The following is a 16,875-nucleotide window of genomic DNA, read 5'->3' as shown; positions in this document are numbered from 1 at the left end:
TTGCAGATAGACGGTTAACATGGTGTGCCTTCTGGAAAAAAGCGCCGGGAATGCGGCGCATGCGGGTCGATACGCGCATCATACGAAGAGAAAATTATTAGGGGAAATGGATAATTCTAATCAGGTATCAGTATTGCTAATACCCAGCAGTACACCCTATATTCCCAGCTTTAATCGTTACGACGATGGTTGATCCACTCCTCAACCTGAATAGGGAAGACATCCGGTGCCTTTCTCAGCATCCGACGTACCAAATCCAGCACCGTATGTTGCGATAACGCCTCTTCCATGCGTTGTTGAGCCACATTCATCACATGACGCACACCACAAATACCTTCACAAGCCCAGTCAGGGGCTGGCTCCTCAAAGACCGCCAACCGTTGGCGGATCTCTTTACAGTCGAAAATTGATTTTTCGCCATCAATGGCTGCCACGATATCCAGCACCGTGATCTGATCGGCTGGTTTCGCCAACCTAAAACCGCCACCTTTACCTTCAGTGCTTTCAACCAACTGAGCCTTGGAAAGCTTGGTGAAAATCTTGGCCAGATAGTCGTAAGGCACCCCCTGCAATTCGGCGATTTCGCGGACGCTCATTTCACGCCCTTCGCCTTTGTTATCGACCATACACATCAGGCTATGGATGCCGTATTCCACTCCAGAACTGTAAAACGCCATGAATTCTCCGCACGATTGACTCTTAGTTAAATAGTAATTTCTTCCCATCCTCTATGCAACACCAGCAATCAACAACCTAAGAATAAATTTTAAATTTAATAAAATTCATATAATTAAATAAATATCGTCAACCTGATAAGGAAAAACGCTTGAAGACCATAACTACGATCATTATAGTCGTAGTTATTCACCTGACCAATTTCAGATGAAACACCAACGGAGTCAACGCATGAAAGAGCAAATTCTTATTCTCGGTGCCGGTTTTGCAGGGATGTGGGCAGCATTGAGCGCAGCACGATTAACCAGCCTCCATGATCGTACCGATATTGAGATTACCGTGCTGGCACCTCAGCCAGAACTCCGTATCCGCCCGCGCTTCTACGAGGCCGGGGTAGAAAACTTCGCCGCGCCGCTGTTGCCATTATTTGCGGTTACTGGCGTGAAGTTTATCTCCGGCAGTGCCAGTGAGATTGATACCGCCAGCCAACAGATTTGGTATCACAACGCGCAGGATCAATTGGTTGTCGCCCGTTACGATCGTCTGATCATGGCAACTGGCAGCCACATCACTCCTGTACTGCCCGGCGCGCAAGAGTTCGCTTTCGATGTGGATCAGTTGGAAAGCGCAGCCCGCCTGGAGCGTCATCTTGCTGCGCTGGCCGAACAGCCAGATAGCGCAGCACGTAACACCGTCATCGTTTGTGGCGGTGGCTTCACCGGCATTGAGTTGGCAACAGAGTTACCGTCACGTTTACGTGCAATCCTCGGAGACACGACTCCGATACGTGTGATTATCCTTGATCGTAGCCCTGTCGCGGGTGGTCGTTACAGTGAACAACTGCGCGGTGTGATTGAGCAAGCCAGCGAAGAGTTAGGGGTTGAATGGTTACTTAATAGCGAGATTAAGGGGATCGACGAAACCGGGGTTACGCTACAAGATAATCAACATATCGCCTCCAACACCGTGATTTTAACTTTGGGTGTACAGGCCAGCACGTTAACCCAGCAAATCCCAGCGCAGCGTGATCCTCAAGGCCGGTTGCATGTCGATCAGCATTTGAAAGTCATTGGGCAAAACCAGGTTTATGCTACCGGAGATGTCGCCTTTGCCAGCACTGACGATCAAGGCAATCATGCCCTGATGACCTGCCAGCACGCCATTATGCTGGGGCGTTTTGTCGGCCATAACGTGGCTGCCGACCTGATTGGCATAGCGCCTTTGCCCTACCGCCAGGTGAATTATGTTACCTGCCTGGATCTGGGGGCTTGGGGCGCGGTATACACCGAAGGCTGGGATCAGGTTGTGAAATCTACCCGAGAAGAAGCGAAGAAAATCAAAGTCGCCATTACCAACGAATTGATCTATCCGCCGCAAGCAGAGCGCGAATTGGCTTTTGCCGCCGCCGATCCCTTAGCCCCGTTTGTTTGATGCAATACAGCAAGGCCACCGTTTGGTGGCCTTGCTGGCGTTACTAACGCTCTATTATTCTGCTTGCTCGGGGGATTTACCCACGTGGCGGACATGCAAATCCATCTGCGGGAATGGGATCCCAATCTTGTTGGCATCCAGTTGACGCTTAAAGTTTTCCATCAGATCGAAATACACATTCCAGTACTCGGCATTGGTAGTCCAGGCACGGGTAATAAAGTTCAGCGAAGAAGGCGCCATCTCGTTCAGGCGTACCGTTACGCCTTTATCCTGCATGATGCGCTTATCGGCTGCAATTACGTCACCCAAGACTTTCTTCACCAGATCGATATCCGCGTCATAAGCCACGCCAACAACAATATCCACACGGCGATTCGGTTCACGTGAATAGTTGATGATATTGCCCGCAATGATTTTTCCATTAGGGACCACGATGGTTTTATTATCTGCGGTGCGCAGCGTGGTAGAAAAGATTTGTACCTGATCGACCGTACCGGCAACACCACCCAGATCGACATATTCCCCAGCACGCAGCGGGCGGAAGGCGACCAGCAGCACACCCGCGGCAAAGTTGGACAGCGAGCCCTGCAGCGCCAAACCAATCGCCAGACCGGCGGCACCCAACACGGCGATCACCGAGGTGGTCTGCACGCCAACGCGCCCCAGCACCGCAATAAAGGTAAAGGCCAGGATGCTGTAACGCGCCATTGCAGCGAGGAAATCAGCGACTGTTGCGTCAATGCCACGCAGTTTCATCACGCGGTTAAGGGCGTTGCTCACGACACGGGCAATGACCGAACCGATAATAAAGATAACGATCGCGGCAACAATATTCACCGCATATTGGATCAACATATCCTGATGGGTTACTAACCAGCTACTGGCATTATTAATGCCATCTACTACGTTAAGATCTTCCATTCTGAGGTCCTACTTGAAATCCCCTAAGGGAAAAATGAGCAAAATAGACTGACGAAACAATGTCAGTAAGGAAACCACGGCCTAAGGGTAACTAACATTTCGTCCCTCTGCCAACCGCCACAGGGAAAATTCCCTACCGTTATTGGCTGATATAGCCTAAAGCTCCCCCGTATTATGGCTAGGTCTTCTATTCTGAAAAATAACCGTACTGGCAAAAATAAAAACAAGGAACGCGCTGTGATCAACTTTACTTCCTCTTTCAAGCATTACTGGCAGGTTCGCCCCAGACTGCTGGTTTCGATTGCAGCAGGAGTTTTGTGTGCCCTGTTGTTGCCCGGCCATTTTTCCTGGTTACAGCGGTTGATCATCGGCTGGAACGCCCTGGCCTGGCTGTATCTGCTGTTTCTCGGGCGCCTGATGCTAAATAGTACGCCAGAGCATACCCGGCAAACGGCCAGTAAACAGGATGAAAGCGCGAGCCAGGTGCTGGCGTTGGTCAGTCTGGGATGTGCGGTAAGCATGCTGGCAATTTTATTTGAATTAGGTACAACCCAGCAGGTGAGCGACTCGTTGAAAACGCTGCATCTTGTGCTGACAGGAACGACGCTGGTGGTTTCCTGGTTACTGCTTCCCCTGGCCTTTACCATGCATTACGCCCACTTATTTTATCGCCAGAGAAGCGATAAGCAGGTATTGCCGCTGTTGTTTCCAGGCAAACTGGCCGAGCCGGGCTATTGGGACTTCGCCTATTTTTCTTTCACCATCGCCGTGGCCTCACAAACTGCCGATGTCGCCGTGGGGACCGCCGATGTGCGCAAAGTCACCCTGCTGCAATCGGTCATCTCTTTTGTATTTAATATGCTGATCCTGGGCTTATCGGTTAACGTCGGGGCCGGGTTGCTAAACTGACAATAGAAAAGGCTCCCGAAGGAGCCTTTTAGCGTAAAGCCTGCATGACGCAAAGATTACAGAACGTCTACCGCGTTCAGTTCTTTGAATGCCAGTTCCAGACGAGTGATCATGGAAGTCTGGGCAGAACGCAACCACACGCGTGGATCGTAGTATTTCTTGTTCGGCTTGTCGGCACCTTCTGGGTTACCCAGTTGGCCCTGCAGATAGCCTTCGTTCTTTTTGTAGTAAGTCAGGATACCTTCCCATGTTGCCCACTGGGTGTCGGTATCGATGTTCATTTTAACGACACCGTAGCTTACTGCTTCTTTGATTTCTGCAGCAGTAGAGCCTGAGCCGCCGTGGAACACGAAGTCCAGCGCATTGTGCGGCAGGTTATGTTTCTTGGAAACATAGTCCTGAGAATCACGCAGAATGGTTGGGGTCAGTTTCACGTTACCTGGCTTATAAACACCGTGTACGTTGCCGAAAGAGGCAGCAATGGTGAAACGTGGGCTGATGGCGCTCAGTTTTTCGTACGCGTAATCAACGTCTTGTGGTTGAGTGTACAGAGAGGAAGCGTCCATGTGGCTGTTGTCCACGCCATCTTCTTCCCCACCGGTGCAACCCAGTTCGATTTCCAGAGTCATACCGATCTTCGCCATGCGCGTCAGGTACTTGCTGCAAATCTCAATGTTTTCTTCCAGTGACTCTTCAGACAGGTCAATCATATGAGAAGAGAACAGCGGTTTACCGGTTGCCGCGAAGTGCTTCTCACCAGCGTCCAGCAGGCCGTCCAGCCAAGGCAGCAGTTTCTTCGCACAGTGGTCGGTGTGCAGGATCACTGGCACGCCGTAATGTTCAGCCATCTGGTGAACGTGATGTGCGCCAGAGATTGCGCCCAGAATGGCAGCACCTTGTGGCACGTCAGTTTTCACGCCTTTACCTGCGATAAACGCAGCACCGCCGTTAGAGAACTGAACAATAACCGGAGCACGTACCTTCGCCGCTGTTTCCAGCACGGCGTTGATAGAGTCGGTACCCACGCAGTTTACTGCTGGCAGCGCAAAGTTGTTCTCTTTGGCAACTGCGAATACTTTCTGAACGTCATCACCTGTGATGACACCCGGTTTTACGAAATCAAAAATTTTAGACATGGAACTTTATCCTGTTTCGTTGGCCGTTATACCCGTCGCCTTTCAAGCGACAGCATGAAAGTTGGCGAGTAGAGATGGATGAAAACCGTTTTTACCCCGCGCCGCATCATGCAGGGGGATAAACAAACGGGCGGCTTTCGCCCCCCGTTATCTGAATTACTTCTTAGCGCGTTCTTCCAGCATCACTACTGCAGGCAGTTGTTTCCCTTCAACGAATTCCAGGAAAGCGCCGCCGCCGGTAGAGATATAGGAGATCTTGTCGGCAATACCGAACAGATCGATTGCTGCCAGGGTGTCGCCGCCGCCTGCAATAGAGAAGGCTTCGCTATCAGCGATAGCGCGCGCGACAATTTCGGTGCCCTTACGGAAGTTAGGGAACTCGAATACGCCAACCGGACCATTCCACAGAATGGTTTTGGCTTCTTTCAGGATCTTGGCCAGACGCTCTGCAGAGACGTCACCCAGATCCAGAATTTGCTCTTCGTCTTTGATTTCGCTGGCTGGTTTCAGGGTTGCCGTAGCGGTTTCAGAGAACTCGGTAGCGACACGAACGTCGGTAGGTACCGGAATATCACAGGTTTCCAGCAGTTTTTTCGCTTCTGGGATCAAGTCTGCTTCGTACAGGGATTTGCCCACATTGTGGCCTTGAGCCGCCACGAAGGTGTTGGCAATGCCGCCGCCAACGATCAGTTGGTCAGCAATCTTGGACAGCGAACCCAGCACAGTCAGTTTGGTGGACACTTTAGAACCACCAACGATAGCCACCATCGGGCGGGCCGGGTTGCCCAGCGCTTTACCCAGTGCTTCCAGCTCTGCAGACAGCAGCGGACCAGCACAGGCAACAGGCGCAAACTTGCCCACGCCGTGGGTAGAAGCCTGAGCACGGTGTGCAGTCCCGAACGCATCCATGACATACACATCGCACAGCGCCGCATATTTCTTGGACAGGGTTTCGTCGTCTTTCTTCTCACCTTTGTTGAAGCGAACGTTTTCCAGAACAACCAGTTCACCTTCTGCAACCTCAACCCCTTCCAGATAATCCTTCGCCAGACGCACTGGAGATTTCATATGCTCTTTCAGGTAGTTGACCACTGGCAGCAGGGAGTATTCTTCGTTGTACTCACCCTCGGTAGGGCGACCCAGGTGGGACGTTACCATAACACGGGCGCCTTGCTTGAGCGCAGCTTCGATAGTCGGCAGGGAGGCACGGATACGTGCATCGGAAGTCACTTTACCGTCTTTCACTGGTACGTTCAGATCGGAACGGATCAGAACACGTTTACCGGCCAGATCCAGATCGGTCATCTTAATTACAGACATGGTGAACCCTCTTTGTTGATTCTCTATAAAAGTTGCCTGAGCGACGCATCAACACCACGTTGATGGCGCCTTACTAGAAACCGCTTGCGGCCATTGCCTGTGTTGTATCCAACATCCTGTTGGCAAAGCCCCATTCATTATCACACCAGACCAAGGTCTTGATCAGGTGTTTGCCGCTGACCCGGGTTTGCGTGCCATCAACGATGGCGCTGTGCGGATCATGGTTAAAATCTATCGAGACTAATGGTAGTTCCGTATAGTCAACTATACCACGAAATGATCCCTGTGCGGCCTTTTGCAACAGCTGGTTGACCTCTGCCACCCGCACCTGCGAACTCACGCTGACGCTGAGATCGATAGCCGTTACGTTGATCGTCGGCACACGCACGGAAATCGCTTCAAAACGATCGCAAAACTGCGGGAAGATGCGCGTGATACCGGCTGCCAGCTTGGTGTCGACCGGAATAATCGACTGGCTTGCCGCACGGGTACGCCGCAAATCCTGATGATAAGCGTCTATCACCGGTTGATCGTTCATTGAAGAGTGGATGGTAGTCACCGTGCCCGACTCAATGCTATAGGCATCGTCGAGCAGTTTGATAATCGGAATAATGCAGTTGGTGGTACAGGAAGCATTGGATACGATGCGGTGCTCGCCCAGCAGCGTTTGGTGGTTAACCCCAAACACGATGGTGGCATCCAGATCGTGACCGCCGGGGTGGGCAAACAACACCTTTTTCGCGCCGGCCTGCAAATGGGCTTCGCCATCTGCCCTGCTGCCATAAACACCGGTGCAGTCCAGCACCACATCCACGCCCAACTCCCGCCAAGGCAACTGCTCCAACGCGGGTTGGTGCAACAGCCGGATGCTGTCATCACCCACGCTCAGCACATCACACTCCTGGCGAACATCCCAGGCGAAACGACCATGGCTGGAGTCATACTTCAGCAGGTGGGCCATCCCCTCGGCATGGGCCAGTTCGTTGATGGCGACGACGGAAATTTCGGCTCTTCTTCCCGATTCATACAGTGCGCGTAAAACGCTGCGGCCAATACGGCCAAAGCCGTTTATCGCTATGCGGATGGTCATGCTACTCCCTGGAAAAGGGCCTTCCCTGTCGGGAATACTCCGTTTCAGGGTGGCGCAGACTGATTATCCTGCTTAGAGTACTTTAGCGTGCTGCCTGCTGTGAATCGCTGCGTTACATTATTCGTCAAAATCTGTTGCTTATCGTGACCACTCACTCGGGCGTTTCGGCTGAATACGATGTTAACTGAAACGCTTCAGCCGAGCATAAACCAAAGTTTTGCCAAAAGGAACAGGTGCGATGAGAAGCCTGCCCAGTGGGCGTGATTTTGCGAAAATAAAATGATCTAGCGCACATTTTCAATTCTACCCATGACAGGAATACTCAGGAAAAAAGCGCTCAAATGACTTGCCGGTAACGATAAGTTCACCATAATGAACCCAGCGTTTGTCGGGTGAAGTTTCTCACCTCTGCGGTGAACCCGCCTAATGAATGCAAACGGGTATCAATCTCCATCTTTTGCGGTCAATGTTGTATAACAAGGAACTCAAAATGAGTGAAGTCAAAGTAGTCGCCCTGATAAAAGCCACCCCTGAACACCGTGCCGCTGTCGATAAGGCCGTGCGTGCGATGGTTGCCCCTAGCCGCTCTGAGCCAGGCTGCATCCAATATGATCTGCATGAAGAACAGGGTCATCCAGGCGCTTTCGTGTTTATCGAACGCTGGACTTCTGAGCAAGCACTGAAAGAACATATGGCAATGCCTTACCACGATGCCTTCCTGGCCGAATTGGAAGGGAAACTGGTCAGCCTGGAAGTGAAAAAACTGACTCAGTTGTAATTGTGCTTTTAGGGGCGTTATGCGCTGCGCCCCTTATCAGCTAAAACCTACTCATAGGAAAGCGTGTAATGCAGCAAACGCGCAAAATTTCCTGCCTGAACTGACCCGGTTTTTACCAGATAGGCGGAATAAAGCAGCACGTTATCCCCACTTTGGATCTTCTGCCCACGAGATTTTTGGCCAAAATTAAGCCGGTTACCTGCACCATCAAGCAGGCTTAATCCAACCCCACTGACGCCATCAACCGGGATCACTTGCCCACTCGCTCCGCTGCCGGTTTTATCAAACAAGGTTTTGACAACCTTATCTGCGGTATTGCAGCCATACAGACGGACAGTGAAAGGAACCGGGGTAGATTGCCCTTTGATATCCAGCTCCGCTGTAGATATCTCGCCCAGGTCAATCGTCTGATTATCGTCCCCCACCACAATATTGCAGGTCGCAATACTGATACGCCCTTTGAATATCGTCCTGCTGCTTGCCATCACATCTGCCCTCGCCATATTCACTAACGAACCGCAGAGTAATAATAAATAAATCAGCTTTTTCATCATCAACTCCAAATAACGGGGAACCTGCCATTCCCCGTTGACCATCAAGGCATCTTGACTTCAAAAACCAATACCTGGCTGTAATCACCCCCTTTAATCTTTTTCAGATCGTTGGTGGTGGCCGCAATCTCGGCGCGGATCCTTTTGGTTTCGCTTATGCTCGTAATATCAGAGATAAAGGCCGGGTAGTTATGGTTAAACTGCAGATAACGGCCCTTACCGAGATCGTAGAGTTTCAGCCCAATACCCTGTGGCGAACCGCTGGAATGATTAATGCCCCAGAAGGTGCTGTTAATGGAATAACCCCCTTCGGTCTTGATGATGCCGGGCAGATTATAGGTGCTGCCAACGCAAGCCTGTGATTGCACTGGCCCCTTGGCCACCGTCAACGTAAAGTCTTCCATCCTGACGCGATTGCGGCTCAGATCGTCAGAAGATATGGGTTGAAACTCGACTACGCCTGGGGTGGTGACCGTCAATGTGCACTGTGGGATCGGCGGTTTTAACTGACCAGAACCACCGCCACCTTCGGAAAGATAACATCCCTCCATATTCGAAAACATAAGCCCGCAGATACCTGGGCTTGGATTACCAAAATTGGTCCAACTCATTCCAGGGTCACTACTGCTGGCATGTACCCAAAGGTTGCCTAATAAATTAATGCCATCAAAGCTTGGCATCAGGTGACCTTCAACCCGGGTCTTGATCGGCCTTACTGTAAATGTGAACGTCAGCGTCTTGTGGTATTGCGGAAAACCAAGATTTACATCCCAACAATTCATCTCGCAAGGTGCCAATGAACCATCAGTCCAACTGCGAAGTGTCCCCTCCGCCATATTCTCCACCCCTGTTAGCGAAAGCGAGCCCGCTCCCGTAACACGCATTGTCATATTTTGGTAATAAAGAGGTTTTTCAGTCGCGGCCTTCTCAAATGAAAATTTGATTGACCCTGTCTTATCTCCAATATTAATACACTTTACTGCAGCCGATGCAGTAACGATATAAGTGCGATTGGGAATAAGCCAATAATAACGATAAGAACATCCAGACTCATCACAATTGTAGGATTCCTTTTTCCATTCTATAAAAGGCTCTATAACATCACGGAAACTACCCGTATTCAGCTTGACAAAGTTATCATAAAGATCCTCCCAACTGCAGACCATCATATCGCCTTCCAATTCTGCATGGGCAATATTCATCATAGAACATACCGCTAACAACACGACCGTCAGCAAGTATTCTATTTTTCGCAGGCAGGCAGACAACCCGGATCTCTTCACCCTTTCCATCATGATTTATCCCGCACGCAAGTGGTCATCGTACAGCTGTAATTCAGCGGCTGATACGCCCCATAGTCGTTGATATACTTGAGCACGATCTTCTGCGGCTGAGGCTTGACAGCAGGCAGTGTCACCTCACTTTTTGGCCTGAGCGTGACGGCCTCCTCCTCTCCCAACAAAACATTTTTCCCCACAATCACTTCCGGCAGAATGACAAAAAACGGTGTTGGGTTTACCAATTTCAGGCCTTGCTTGCCTGGCTCCAAACGGATCTCTTCCTGCCACACTTTCTCGGCTAAAAGCTTCAGGGGGCGGTGCGGTAAAAGACCTTAACCTTGATACGCAGCGCCAATTGGATTGCATTGGCTTTATTCGACTTGGGCGGGATCTCCTGCAGATTAAAGAAAAACAACGATTCCCGATCCTGCGGCAGGTTCGCAGCATCCGCTAGCGGGGTAACGCGGATCTGCACCGTGCTGTCTTTTTCTACCCGTTGCAACGGCGGCAACGCGGTCAATGGTGAGCTGATTTTCTCACCGGCTTCATTCTCCAGCCAGGTCTGTGCCAGATAGGGCAAGGTCTTGCTGTGGTTGATAACGTTTACCGGGGACGACTTCTCATCCCCCAATAAAATAACCCGGGTTCGGTCGATGGAGATAGCCGCCTGCACAGAGCTGGTAAACAGAAAAAGTAGCCCGCCAACCAAGCCTAGGGTGGGTGTTTTATGCATCATTGTGAAATTCCTTGAGGGGATGGATCAATACGGCAAGTAATAGGTAAGGCAGAAGATAAAGACAGCCCCTGGCCTGGGAGAGTAAACCGGCAATGCTGACCGTCGCTGTCCAGCACGGTCAGATCTGCCTGTGCGCCAACGCCGGAAATATAAACTTCACCATTTTCACCCACCACCCCAACCTGGCGCCGGTCCTGGTTTTCTTCCACCGGAGAGCCAAAGGGAATGGCCCTTCCCTGCGAGTCGGTAAGTTGGAGCAAGGCCTTGATACCCCGGTAAAGATTCATTTTCCGGTAGCCGATAGCCCCCTCCGTCAATACCATCTGAATATTGGGATTGGTGCTCTCTACATCGTCAGGTAACAGGTTGGTATTGATGGAATAATTGGTTCGGTAATAATCCGGGACGTTATTGATCACCGCAATACCGTTAGCATTGCTTGGCATGGAGCTGTTATTACCCCGGCTACCGATATAAACGCCCTCAATACCGCCTGTATCGATCATCAGACGGGTATTGCCGGCATAACCATCGCGGTGTACCGCAATGCCGTGCTCGGTGGCGGTAATGCCGGATTTAATACTGCCGCCCAGATAGTAATCCTTGCTGCTCAGGGAGGTATTCAGCGTTGCGGCGTATGCATCCCGGTTCTGAACCATATTGCCATTCAGGCTGCTCTTGCCGAATGAACCCGTTGAACTACTGCCAATCGACCAGGTATTTCCGGGATCTGAATTATTGGTGTAAGAGGTACTCGGTGAAAGGCTGCCATTACTGATCCGCATCGCAGTACTGAGATAGGATTGTGAATTCAGCGGGATACTCAAGCTTAGATAAACGGTGTTGTTATTCTTCTGCTCTTGGGAGATAAAGCTGGTTTTATACTCGGTACGGTTTAGCGAGATGTACGCATTGACATTTTTCAAGCTGCCAATATCAAATGATTTGGATACGCTCAGGCCATAACTGTTACTGTCAGAGACATCCTGCCAATAAGTCTGACGATTATAAATAACGTTAAGTGACAGCCCTAAATCACGGAAGTTCTTGCTGGCAACCAGGTTATAACTTTCTTTACTGGTGGAAGTAAAATCAGGCGACTCCTTCATAGCCACGAAGTTATCCAGTGAAAGATAGTTCTCCTCCGAGAAACGGTAGCCAGCGAAGGTGATCTGGCTGTCGATACTGTCGAATACCTTGGAGTAATTAAAACGGTAGCTTTCCCCTTTCAGGTTTTGATGTTCCAACTGAGAATTGGAGTGGGTCAAATCAACCGATATCGCCCCCAGGGCATTCATGTCATAACCAATACCCCCGTTTAACGCATAATAGTGTTCATCGGTGAGCAGTGCGCCACCAAAGAATGAAGCTCCCGAGAGGACCCCCACGGAGGCTTCCCCGGTTGCCAGCAGCGGCTTGATTGGCCCGTTGGTCTGGTTCATCTGCCCCACCATTGCCTTGTAGCGGATATGGCCCGAGCGGGTCAAAAAGGGCACGTTCGACGTTTCGATAGTCGAGACCCGCTCTTCTCCGTTTTCCTCGCGGATGGTCATTTTCAACTGGCCAGAGGTCGCGTTGGTGAGATCCTGAATAACAAATTCACCGGGCGGCACCATTTTTTCATAGATAATGCTGTCGCCACGGGTAACCGTAACCCGGGCATTGCTGTTGGCTACCCCGGTCAACTGCGGAGCATAGCCACGTAGCGCAGGAGGCAACATTCGGTCATCACTGACGATTGCCATCCCGCTGTAATTTATCGAATCAAAGACATCGGATTGCAGGTAGTTTTTGCCTATTGTCAGGCTAGCGCCGCTCTCTTTGAGTGCACGAGCGGCATAAACTGTCGTGTTAGTTAACCGACGTTGGTCATTGCCATAGCCGTTGCTGTACAACGAAGCCTGGTAGTTACTGCGCAAACGCCACTCCTGATAGTTCACGCCAAGGGTGCCATAGCTGGAAAGTGCGCTATTGCTGCTGTTGCGGCCCTGATACACATTACCGCTCAAGGTATAGTCAAACAGCGCGCCGGTGACTCCATCATCCCATTGCGTCGGCGGCGTCCAGTCAGGATCGCTGTATTTGAGTAATGCCTGCGGAATACTTACCAGCAGTTCGCTTTTACTGCGATCGATACGAGCCGTAACCCCTTTAAAGCCAGCGATCAGCAGGCAATTGGCTTTGCCAGGGACAGTACGTTTTATCAGTTCCGCCAAAGATGTCTCTTTGAAGCCAAACTGTTCAACAATTTGAGGGGAAAAACAAATCTGGCTCTTTCCGTCCAGATTGATAACGTTAAAGCTATCAGTGGTGATAACTCGGTCATTAATTTTTAAGCTAAGGGGATAAACACCTGCGGGAAAATAATCAGGATGAGAAAAGTTACTCAGGTTAATATTTTTATTATCACGCAGTTCAAGCGCTCTGGTTTCAAACTCGACATTATCAGTTTCGGCCCAGGCTGAGTCTACCGCGATAAGACAAAGAATAACGGTAGAAATAAATGAGTATTTCTTTTTATCATCCATAACTATATAAACCCATTGAGACGACAACGTGAAGCGGGGCCTATAAATAAATGCCCAATCGGAATAATAGACAGCACCAAATTACCTTTCTCGGCGATAATTTGGCGCTGGGGTATTACTCTAAAAAATTAAAGCTTAGAGATAGGTCAGGGAGAAGTTGGTCATTGCGTCGTAAGTACCTGCTTCAACACTCTGCCCTTCCAAAGCAACGACCTGAGCAGAGAACTGCAGGGTATTATCCCCAGAACGCAGGCTATAGTTGTCTGAGGTAGCACCGATTTTAACGTGCTTGTTAGCCGCATCCAGCAGGCGGATAGCAATGCCTTTAGCATCACCAGACACGCCCAGGAAACCATTGGCTGCACCAACAGACATACCGTCAAAGCGTACATTAACCTTGGTTTCTGCCGTCGCCTTAGGATCGAAGCTACAACCTATCAGTTTGATTTTAAACTCTTTTGGTGCGCTGAAACCGACAGTTTTCAACTGCGCATCGGCAATTTGCCCCAGGCTGAGATTCTGGTTATCACCATCAACACCAGGAGCCAAGCCGCATGGAGCCTTGATCACAGAGCCTTTAAACAGGATCTCACCATTCCCCTGAGAGCCAGGAGGAACATCAGCAAAGGCGTAACCGGTTAACATTGCAGATGCCAAAGTGGTCAGTGCGAGTGAGCGAAGTTTCATTTTCATTTTATAAATTCCTTGAGAAGTTTTCCTATACTTTGGTTGTCGCCGTTTTTACATGTCGTACTACGTTATACGCTGAGTGCATCATCTGACGCTCCACGCAGGCATCCGGCGACCCGATAAATACTATGCCCCTCGCCCCAAATCAGCAAATTAATCTAAACATATGCTAAATATTAGAATTTAAACCTGTTTAATATAAAATATTAATATTAATACCTAACATAAGGCAAATCAGAACCTCGGCATAACTTTTATGACTTGCTAAAAACCAATCGGTTTATCATTGAAAAATTAATTTTAAAATCACGCTTGACTCTTTATGTTCACTTCACTTAGATTCCAATGGAATTTTAAAATAGGGATTTTTCTTAAAATAATTAAATTACCTCGCCAAGCGCAGTCAGAGAGTTGATCACATAATGAAATATACAATAAACCTAATCGTTGTCTTCGATCCGGAGGACAGGACCCTTGCTTTAAATAATAATAATCAGATGACTATTGAACTATCAAAACCTTCTTGCCGGGTGCTAAATGAGTTCATAAGAAACAACAGGGTTAATTTATCTCGTGAAACGCTGCTAAAAAATGCGTGGGAGGATTATGGTTTATCCCCTCCAATGCCAGTTTGAACAATTACATCAGTGAATTAAGGAAATCATTTATTGGCCTAGGGATCGATAAGCCGATCATTATAACCCTTCCAAGAATGGGGTTTAGAATGGAGGCTGATATACATCCTGCACCGAAGCATAAAACCGAGATTAGCATTAAAGAGGGAGAAATTATTACAGCAAAACTGGAAAAGGCAATGGATTTTATAAAGGAAAATCCCCCGACTACCTTGTCCTTTTCCTTACCAAATAAAACGATAAAAAAGCCTATAAAGTGGTGCCACCTGACTATGTTTGCTGGGTTGAGCATCCTCGGTATTGTTCTATTACGACTCTGGGTTCCATCAACCCAGTTCAAGTTAATGGCTGCCTATAAAAAATGTGATATCTACTCCATCAGGCAGGAACCCCTTCCTGGCTTTGAGCTCAGCGCAATAAATATGCTCGAAGCGGAAAAAGTGGACTGCGGCCACACCAAACACGATATTTACTACACAGAGGAGCGCCCCGATAACGATATTTTTAAAATCACGTTTCTGGCTGCCTGCAAAAAAACCAGAATGGAAGCAATTACCAGCTTTGCAGAACCTTTAAAGTTATTGAGTAAACCAAAATGAAAAAAATGATTGGTGCGGTCTTGTTTACTGCCATTTTACTAATATACCTGTGGTACTACACCCAACAGGGCAGAAAGCCTTTCCGCTGCGATACCCAGCAAATTTCGGTCCAGGTGAAAGCGAAGACTGATATTTTACTCAATGCCAATTCTACCGTCATCTTCTCTTCAGCACAGAACGGTATTGTCTACCTCATCGGTTCAGTAAAAGAAAATGACACCCGATATCTGCTGGATCGCAAAATCTTTTTTATCATTACGCCTTCAGAACTGGAAGGGGTCAACAACACGCAGCTCACCCATGAAGACGTTCATCCAGCCGATAGCACCCCAGATATCATCTGGCGAAACTTCCTGTTACCGGAGATTCAAAACGTTAATTTTTATACGGAAATCATAACGCTATTCCATAATGCATTACTCATCAAGGGGGTCAACAACCCATTGTTGGTCTGTATACGACAAAGTTAGCCTTTCACAACAGGCAGTCGGCACATAAACAAAGGATTGATCGGCGAACAGTGGAGAAATAGCAAATCTCTGCCTTCGCTTTCCAACCCTACAGCCAGATCACTCAATTTCCTTTCCATCAGCGTCGCAGCAGATATTCAGACAAAGGTGCAACTTCCCCATAATGCTGCTGGAAGTAATGACGCAGAAACTCGACGGTGACCCGTATTTTGGCCGAAGTTGCCAGGCGTGAAACATACACCGCCCAGATATTAGCCGGCTGAGTGTATTCCGGCAGAACATGTACCAATCGCCCGCTCTCAATATTATCCTTCACGTCCCAGAACGAACGCAGGGCTATCCCCTGCCCCTCCAGGCACCATTGATGGACGATCTCACCGTGGTTGGAAGAAAGAGCTCCCGTCACTTTTACCGTTTCTTCTCCCCCAGAACCCTGCAACCGCCAGATGCCAAACGGATGATCCCGCTCTTTGATAACCAGGCAAGGGCATCCGGAAAGTTCATTGAGATTCTTTGGTTCACCCTGCTTTGCCAGAAACTCCGGAGCGGCACACAAAATGCGGTGATTCTGCGCCAACTTGCGGGCGATCAGATTCGGGGCAATATCATCCCCAATGCGAATATCCAGATCGATCCCCTCACTGACCATATCCAGCAGACGATCGGATACATCCAATCTGAGATCCAGACGGGGATACTGCACTGCCAGTTCAGACAGGGCCGGGGCCACAAAACGCCGACCAAAACCAAAGCTGGTAACGATATGCAGCGTGCCCTGGGGTTCCTGGCGAATGGCAGAAACCTCATCCACCATCTGATCGACATCGTTAAGAATACGCTGTGCCCATTCATAAATGCGCTCACCATCTTCGGTGATCGTGACTCGCCGGGTAGTGCGGTGCAACAGGCAAACGTTGAGCGATTTCTCCAACAAAGCAATACGCTTGCTGATAAAGGCTGGCGACACGCCCAACTCTTCCGCCGCTGCGGCAAACCCGGCGCGACGCGCTACCAGAACAAACACCTGCAAGTCGCTCAGAATAGGGAGATTATTCATGATTCGTGTTTTATGTTTCACCATTTGCATCATTGATTAACGATCAGTCAATTATAGGATGGAGGTAAT

The 16,875-nt window shown here is 49.4% G+C and carries 17 protein-coding genes; 5 read left to right on the top strand and 12 right to left on the bottom strand.

The features are described from left to right. Window positions 1-170 precede the first annotated feature (170 nt). Window positions 171-677 (bottom strand): RrF2 family transcriptional regulator, encoded by a 507-nt coding sequence (locus ACQ86O_RS10430; RefSeq protein ID WP_431225159.1) that lies wholly within the window; start codon window positions 675-677, stop codon window positions 171-173. Window positions 678-906: 229 nt separating this feature from the next. Here ACQ86O_RS10430 and ACQ86O_RS10425 point away from each other — a divergent pair, with 229 nt between their 5' ends. Beyond that, entirely contained in the window at window positions 907-2,106 is a 1,200-nt protein-coding gene (locus ACQ86O_RS10425) for an NAD(P)/FAD-dependent oxidoreductase (protein WP_431225158.1), read from the top strand. A gap of 54 nt (window positions 2,107-2,160) precedes the next feature. Here the strand turns inward: ACQ86O_RS10425 and mscS are convergent, their stop codons facing one another. Next, on the bottom strand, window positions 2,161-3,027 hold the full coding sequence (mscS, locus tag ACQ86O_RS10420; protein WP_431225157.1) for a small-conductance mechanosensitive channel MscS: 867 nt from the start codon (window positions 3,025-3,027) through the stop codon (window positions 2,161-2,163). 240 nt (window positions 3,028-3,267) lie between these two features. On the opposite strand from mscS, the gene ACQ86O_RS10415 reads away from it, so the two are divergent. Next, window positions 3,268-3,936 (top strand): DUF1345 domain-containing protein, encoded by a 669-nt coding sequence (locus tag ACQ86O_RS10415; RefSeq protein WP_431225698.1) that lies wholly within the window; start codon window positions 3,268-3,270, stop codon window positions 3,934-3,936. Between the two features lie 56 nt (window positions 3,937-3,992). Here the strand turns inward: ACQ86O_RS10415 and fbaA are convergent, their stop codons facing one another. The 3 genes from fbaA to epd form a co-directional block, all read right to left on the bottom strand. Next, window positions 3,993-5,072 (bottom strand): class II fructose-bisphosphate aldolase, encoded by a 1,080-nt coding sequence (fbaA, locus tag ACQ86O_RS10410; protein WP_431225156.1) that lies wholly within the window; start codon window positions 5,070-5,072, stop codon window positions 3,993-3,995. Window positions 5,073-5,228: 156 nt separating this feature from the next. Beyond that, a complete protein-coding gene (gene pgk, locus ACQ86O_RS10405; protein ID WP_431225155.1) occupies window positions 5,229-6,392 on the bottom strand; it encodes a phosphoglycerate kinase in 1,164 nt (387 codons plus the stop codon). A gap of 73 nt (window positions 6,393-6,465) precedes the next feature. Next, on the bottom strand, window positions 6,466-7,482 hold the full coding sequence (gene epd, locus ACQ86O_RS10400; protein ID WP_431225154.1) for an erythrose-4-phosphate dehydrogenase: 1,017 nt from the start codon (window positions 7,480-7,482) through the stop codon (window positions 6,466-6,468). Window positions 7,483-7,972: 490 nt separating this feature from the next. Here epd and ACQ86O_RS10395 point away from each other — a divergent pair, with 490 nt between their 5' ends. After that, window positions 7,973-8,260: a putative quinol monooxygenase gene (locus ACQ86O_RS10395; protein ID WP_142015861.1), complete on the top strand. Its 288-nt coding sequence runs from the start codon at window positions 7,973-7,975 to the stop codon at window positions 8,258-8,260. A 47-nt stretch (window positions 8,261-8,307) separates the two neighbouring features. On the opposite strand, the gene ACQ86O_RS10390 is transcribed toward ACQ86O_RS10395, so the two are convergent. The 6 genes from ACQ86O_RS10390 to ACQ86O_RS10365 form a co-directional block, all read right to left on the bottom strand. Continuing rightward, window positions 8,308-8,856, bottom strand: a complete 549-nt coding sequence (locus tag ACQ86O_RS10390; RefSeq protein WP_431225153.1) for a fimbrial protein — start codon at window positions 8,854-8,856, stop codon at window positions 8,308-8,310. Then, window positions 8,856-10,106, bottom strand: a complete 1,251-nt coding sequence (locus ACQ86O_RS10385; RefSeq protein WP_431225152.1) for a hypothetical protein — start codon at window positions 10,104-10,106, stop codon at window positions 8,856-8,858. The genes ACQ86O_RS10390 and ACQ86O_RS10385 overlap by 1 nt, the downstream gene beginning before the upstream one ends. Continuing rightward, window positions 10,103-10,381, bottom strand: coding sequence for a hypothetical protein (locus tag ACQ86O_RS10380; protein ID WP_431225151.1), 279 nt, complete (start codon window positions 10,379-10,381; stop codon window positions 10,103-10,105). The genes ACQ86O_RS10385 and ACQ86O_RS10380 overlap by 4 nt, the downstream gene beginning before the upstream one ends. A 17-nt stretch (window positions 10,382-10,398) precedes the next feature. Further along, window positions 10,399-10,827, bottom strand: a complete 429-nt coding sequence (locus ACQ86O_RS10375; RefSeq protein ID WP_431225150.1) for a fimbria/pilus periplasmic chaperone — start codon at window positions 10,825-10,827, stop codon at window positions 10,399-10,401. Then, window positions 10,824-13,355 (bottom strand): fimbria/pilus outer membrane usher protein, encoded by a 2,532-nt coding sequence (locus tag ACQ86O_RS10370; protein WP_431225149.1) that lies wholly within the window; start codon window positions 13,353-13,355, stop codon window positions 10,824-10,826. Before ACQ86O_RS10370 ends, ACQ86O_RS10375 begins: the two co-directional genes overlap by 4 nt. Before the next feature lie 135 nt (window positions 13,356-13,490). Then, entirely contained in the window at window positions 13,491-14,048 is a 558-nt protein-coding gene (locus ACQ86O_RS10365) for a fimbrial protein (protein ID WP_431225148.1), read from the bottom strand. A 721-nt stretch (window positions 14,049-14,769) separates the two neighbouring features. Here ACQ86O_RS10365 and ACQ86O_RS10360 point away from each other — a divergent pair. Continuing rightward, window positions 14,770-15,279 (top strand): hypothetical protein, encoded by a 510-nt coding sequence (locus ACQ86O_RS10360; protein WP_431225147.1) that lies wholly within the window; start codon window positions 14,770-14,772, stop codon window positions 15,277-15,279. Continuing rightward, entirely contained in the window at window positions 15,276-15,749 is a 474-nt protein-coding gene (locus ACQ86O_RS10355) for a hypothetical protein (RefSeq protein ID WP_431225146.1), read from the top strand. The genes ACQ86O_RS10360 and ACQ86O_RS10355 overlap by 4 nt, the downstream gene beginning before the upstream one ends. Window positions 15,750-15,867: 118 nt before the next feature. Here the strand turns inward: ACQ86O_RS10355 and ACQ86O_RS10350 are convergent, their stop codons facing one another. Further along, on the bottom strand, window positions 15,868-16,827 hold the full coding sequence (locus ACQ86O_RS10350; protein ID WP_431225697.1) for a LysR substrate-binding domain-containing protein: 960 nt from the start codon (window positions 16,825-16,827) through the stop codon (window positions 15,868-15,870). Window positions 16,828-16,875 lie beyond the last annotated feature (48 nt).

This window comes from Serratia sp. L9 (assembly GCF_050632285.1).
GTDB lineage: Bacteria > Pseudomonadota > Gammaproteobacteria > Enterobacterales > Enterobacteriaceae > Chania.
The sequence above is the reverse complement of the archived record's forward strand: the minus strand, read 5'-3'. Positions and strand labels throughout refer to the sequence as shown.

Bases quoted from the DNA above. Each gene is read 5' to 3' on its own strand.
- ACQ86O_RS10430 (WP_431225159.1), bottom strand. From the start codon at position 677: ATGGCGTTTTACAGTTCTGGAGTGGAATACGGCATCCATAGCCTGATG.
- ACQ86O_RS10425 (WP_431225158.1), top strand. From the start codon at position 907: ATGAAAGAGCAAATTCTTATTCTCGGTGCCGGTTTTGCAGGGATGTGG.
- mscS (WP_431225157.1), bottom strand. From the start codon at position 3,027: ATGGAAGATCTTAACGTAGTAGATGGCATTAATAATGCCAGTAGCTGG.
- fbaA (WP_431225156.1), bottom strand. From the start codon at position 5,072: ATGTCTAAAATTTTTGATTTCGTAAAACCGGGTGTCATCACAGGTGAT.
- pgk (WP_431225155.1), bottom strand. From the start codon at position 6,392: ATGTCTGTAATTAAGATGACCGATCTGGATCTGGCCGGTAAACGTGTT.
- epd (WP_431225154.1), bottom strand. From the start codon at position 7,482: ATGACCATCCGCATAGCGATAAACGGCTTTGGCCGTATTGGCCGCAGC.
- ACQ86O_RS10395 (WP_142015861.1), top strand. From the start codon at position 7,973: ATGAGTGAAGTCAAAGTAGTCGCCCTGATAAAAGCCACCCCTGAACAC.
- ACQ86O_RS10390 (WP_431225153.1), bottom strand. From the start codon at position 8,856: ATGGTCAACGGGGAATGGCAGGTTCCCCGTTATTTGGAGTTGATGATG.
- ACQ86O_RS10385 (WP_431225152.1), bottom strand. From the start codon at position 10,106: ATGATGGAAAGGGTGAAGAGATCCGGGTTGTCTGCCTGCCTGCGAAAA.
- ACQ86O_RS10375 (WP_431225150.1), bottom strand. From the start codon at position 10,827: ATGATGCATAAAACACCCACCCTAGGCTTGGTTGGCGGGCTACTTTTT.
- ACQ86O_RS10370 (WP_431225149.1), bottom strand. From the start codon at position 13,355: ATGGATGATAAAAAGAAATACTCATTTATTTCTACCGTTATTCTTTGT.
- ACQ86O_RS10365 (WP_431225148.1), bottom strand. From the start codon at position 14,048: ATGAAAATGAAACTTCGCTCACTCGCACTGACCACTTTGGCATCTGCA.
- ACQ86O_RS10360 (WP_431225147.1), top strand. From the start codon at position 14,770: ATGGAGGCTGATATACATCCTGCACCGAAGCATAAAACCGAGATTAGC.
- ACQ86O_RS10355 (WP_431225146.1), top strand. From the start codon at position 15,276: ATGAAAAAAATGATTGGTGCGGTCTTGTTTACTGCCATTTTACTAATA.